7 protein-coding genes are annotated in these 3,133 nt (G+C 41.1%); 2 read left to right on the forward strand and 5 right to left on the reverse strand.

What is annotated here, in order from left to right; translation table 11 throughout:
• Positions 1–48 precede the first annotated feature (48 nt).
• Genes ACJMLZ_RS00200 through ACJMLZ_RS00210 form a run of 3 tightly spaced genes read right to left on the reverse strand, consistent with a single transcriptional unit; the run spans position 49 to position 746 of the window.
• The gene (locus ACJMLZ_RS00200) at positions 49–225 is read right to left on the reverse strand and encodes a ribonuclease P (RefSeq protein WP_405303311.1); all 177 of its coding nucleotides are present in this window, start codon (positions 223–225) and stop codon (positions 49–51) included.
• Positions 226–248: 23 nt separating this feature from the next.
• The gene (locus tag ACJMLZ_RS00205) at positions 249–539 is read right to left on the reverse strand and encodes a hypothetical protein (protein WP_405303312.1); all 291 of its coding nucleotides are present in this window, start codon (positions 537–539) and stop codon (positions 249–251) included.
• Positions 540–560: 21 nt separating this feature from the next.
• On the reverse strand, positions 561–746 hold the full coding sequence (locus ACJMLZ_RS00210; RefSeq protein WP_405303313.1) for a hypothetical protein: 186 nt from the start codon (positions 744–746) through the stop codon (positions 561–563).
• 117 nt (positions 747–863) lie between these two features.
• On the opposite strand from ACJMLZ_RS00210, the gene ACJMLZ_RS00215 reads away from it, so the two are divergent.
• A complete protein-coding gene (locus ACJMLZ_RS00215; protein ID WP_405303314.1) occupies positions 864–1,184 on the forward strand; it encodes a hypothetical protein in 321 nt (106 codons plus the stop codon).
• Between the two features lie 58 nt (positions 1,185–1,242).
• On the opposite strand, the gene ACJMLZ_RS00220 is transcribed toward ACJMLZ_RS00215, so the two are convergent.
• Together ACJMLZ_RS00220 and ACJMLZ_RS00225 are read right to left on the reverse strand one after the other, a co-directional pair.
• Positions 1,243–1,821: a RadC family protein gene (locus tag ACJMLZ_RS00220; RefSeq protein WP_405303315.1), complete on the reverse strand. Its 579-nt coding sequence runs from the start codon at positions 1,819–1,821 to the stop codon at positions 1,243–1,245.
• Positions 1,822–1,853: 32 nt separating this feature from the next.
• The gene (locus tag ACJMLZ_RS00225; protein WP_405303316.1) at positions 1,854–1,979 is read right to left on the reverse strand and encodes a hypothetical protein; all 126 of its coding nucleotides are present in this window, start codon (positions 1,977–1,979) and stop codon (positions 1,854–1,856) included.
• 146 nt (positions 1,980–2,125) lie between these two features.
• Between ACJMLZ_RS00225 and ACJMLZ_RS00230 the strand changes: the two genes are divergently transcribed.
• Positions 2,126–2,788: an HAD family hydrolase gene (locus ACJMLZ_RS00230; RefSeq protein WP_405303318.1), complete on the forward strand. Its 663-nt coding sequence runs from the start codon at positions 2,126–2,128 to the stop codon at positions 2,786–2,788.
• Positions 2,789–3,133 lie beyond the last annotated feature (345 nt).

Below are 3,133 nucleotides of genomic sequence, written 5' to 3' on the forward strand. Positions count from 1 at the left end.
GAAAGGTGTCATTCGTAAATCATTTGCAAATCATTCAATAATCATTCGTCAATCATTGATGATTACTTCGTCACGGTAAACGGACAGTTCCTTACCGTTGGTCAGGCGTATCAGGATTTCTGAGCCGTATTCTTCAATGACTGTTCCTTCGGTGTAACCCTTGTAGGGTACAATCAAGGTGCAGAAAGCACCGATAATGCCGGTTTCTTCACATAGTCCAAACATAATAGTGTAAGTTTAAAGGTTAATTATTTGATTTCCCATTTGCCATTTTTGAAAACACGCAAGCAGGCATATTCGTCTTCCAGACAATATGAGAGAACACGCATATAGAGTTCACCCTTATGTTCAAGTGTAGCCATCAATCGGTTCATTTTTACTTCGGGATAATCCCAACATGATTCAAACTCTGCTTCAAGGCTGTCAATATAAGTTTGCTGAAATACCTCAAAGTGCTTTTCCAAAAAATCTTCGACTTTTTTCAAGTCGCTTTCATGCTCTGTCCTGCAATACAGGATGTTGGTACACATATTTGCCATAGTCTAATTGTTTTTATTTCCCTACAGTTCTGATGACTGCTTGGGGATGTTACGTATTTTGGTGCCATGAAAAGGTGTTGCGAACCATCCGGCAAGGTTTTCATCGTAAATACAACCTGAAGGGTGGAGATTTTTCATGAAACACGGAGTGCATGACCTTGAAGGGATGCGGACGCAATATCTACCTTTGCAGCCTAATACGGACATCAGCACAAGCAAACATCGAGGTTATTAGAAGAAAAAGGGGGTAAAACTGGAACGGACTTGCTGATATAAGGGGAAAATTGGCTACCTTTGTCATCCCAAAAATAAGATGACCATACTATGACGATATACAGTGAGGCTGATTTGAAGCAGGCAATTATAAAAAAGGAAAGTACGATAGTTGTTGAAGACAAGACTATTGGTGACGCTTTTCTGGTGGCAGGACGGATTCAGGGTGGGCTGTTGCCGAAAGTGGTTTTGAAGAAGATTCAGGAAGGTGGTACATGCCAGGTATCAGTGGGTGAAAGTGTCGTGATACCTGTTACAAAAGGGTTGGCTTCGACAATTTCCGAATTGTTGGAGATGCTGGAGGATGAAGAGATAGAAATTGACGTAGAAGAGGTAGCCGGAAGGAAAATCAACCTCTATTACAACAACTGACAATAGGAAAAAAGGATAGCGACAATAAGGGAAATCCTTACTGCCGCTATCTTTTTGTTTAGAGGCGTCCCTCATCTGCATAGCTGTAGAAATGACCGTCGGTAACAATCACGTGGTCAACCAGACGGATATTGAGGATGTTGCAGGCATCAGCCAAACTTTTTGTCAGCCGGTCGTCCTCTCTGCTTGGTCGGATTGCTCCACTTGGATGATTGTGTACAAGGGCGATGGAAACGGCATTGCATAGTAGGGCTTCTTTTAGGATAACCCGAACATCAACAGCGGTGGAAGACAATCCTCCTTTGGATATACGTTGTGACTTGATTACCCGTGAAGCCATGTTCATGAATATCGCCCATGACTCTTCAACTTCAAGGTTTGCCATGATGGGGTGCATGAGTGTGTAAATATCCAATGAACTGAGGATGCGGTTTGCATTATCCTTTTTGGCTTTCATGCGTGTGTAGAGTTCGATGACTGCCAAAGCTGTTTCCTTGCGTCCTGGCGTGAGCTGCTGTACAAAGTCTTCAAAGGTACTTTCATTATTGAAGTTTACATCTTTTCGGTTGGAAATCTTATAGACCAATTCGCTTTCGTTGAGTGTTCTCAAATCGCTATCATAAACCATTGTTGCCATAATCTGAATATTTTTTAGTTCTTTACTTTTCCCTACTGTCTGATGACTGCGAGGGAAACTGACGTATTTTGCTGCCCGAAAGCGGTTTCAATGAAGCAGGAAAGGTTTTTAGCGCAAATACTACCTGTCGGGTGGAGATTTACGCTGAAACAGAGCATGACCTTGAACGGCCAAAAAGGAAACCGGTAATTTTGCAGCCGAATACGGATGGCTTCTGAGCAATTTTCATCCAGAAAAAGGATGTTTAACGTGAAAGAGGAAGCTGTCTTTATTGGAAGAGGTGGATTTTTAGTAATTTTGCACCTTGAAAAGAATAGCTAGAATGAAAAAGATAACAAATATCATACTTGATTTTGACGGTACACTGGGTGATACAGCATCCGTCATCATCCAGACTATGCAGGCTACCATCAAAGAACTGAACTTGCCGGCTCGTTCTGATGAAGAATGTGCCGCCATGATCGGGCTGAGACTTATTGAGATTCCGGCAGTGCTGTTTCCTGAATGCGGTGACATGGGGGAACTGTATGCCGAAACATATCGAAGGCTGTTCTATACATTCAACACGGATGGAGCCGTCACACTTTATCCTCATGTTCTGGAGACATTGGAGCAACTGAAGAAACGTGGCATAACGCTGACTATAGCAAGCAGCCGTAGTCATGCTTCGCTTGCTCAGTATGTGGAGTCGCTCGGACTGTCATCGCTAATCAGTTATATTCTTGGTGCTGATGATGTAAAAGAAGGTAAGCCAAAACCTGAACCCGTGAATAAGATACTAGGCATTTTTCGATTCAAAGCGGAAGAAACCCTTGTCGTTGGCGATACTGCATTTGATATACAGATGGGCAAGAGTGCTGGAACCATGACTTGTGGTGTAACATACGGCAACGGCAGCAGGGAAAGCCTTGCTGATGCAGATTGGGTAATAGATGATTTCAGTGAGTTGCTGGAGTTGACAGAGTGATTGTTTGATATCAAAAGAAAAGATGGTAAAAGTAAAACTACAGATAAATTCAACTGACAAATCAGCTATATTGAATCTGTCATTTGTAGACGGTGACATAAAAGCGATATTTTGTTGTATAGCCAAGAACAACGAAAAACATAAATTTAAAGAGGAATGACAGATAATGTTCTGATACTATTAAACATAAAAGAGGAGTACTGCAGTAAGTATTAGAAGATAAGTAAATTAATTAAAATATTTATTATAACAGAAATAGAATTATATCATTATTTATAATTATAGTACATGAAACATCTTTACATATTAGGAAACGGATTTGACCGTCACCATGAAATGAATACA

It is taken from the genome of Methanobrevibacter sp. (assembly GCF_045126245.1).
GTDB lineage: Archaea > Methanobacteriota > Methanobacteria > Methanobacteriales > Methanobacteriaceae > Methanocatella.

Coding starts and splice junctions, on each gene's coding strand:
- ACJMLZ_RS00205 (WP_405303312.1), bottom strand. CDS start 539: ATGGCAAATATGTGTACCAACATCCTGTATTGCAGGACAGAGCATGAA.
- ACJMLZ_RS00225 (WP_405303316.1), bottom strand. CDS start 1,979: ATGCTCTGTTTCAGCGTAAATCTCCACCCGACAGGTAGTATTTGCGCT.
- ACJMLZ_RS00200 (WP_405303311.1), bottom strand. CDS start 225: ATGTTTGGACTATGTGAAGAAACCGGCATTATCGGTGCTTTCTGCACC.
- ACJMLZ_RS00215 (WP_405303314.1), top strand. CDS start 864: ATGACGATATACAGTGAGGCTGATTTGAAGCAGGCAATTATAAAAAAG.
- ACJMLZ_RS00220 (WP_405303315.1), bottom strand. CDS start 1,821: ATGGCAACAATGGTTTATGATAGCGATTTGAGAACACTCAACGAAAGC.
- ACJMLZ_RS00210 (WP_405303313.1), bottom strand. CDS start 746: ATGTCCGTATTAGGCTGCAAAGGTAGATATTGCGTCCGCATCCCTTCA.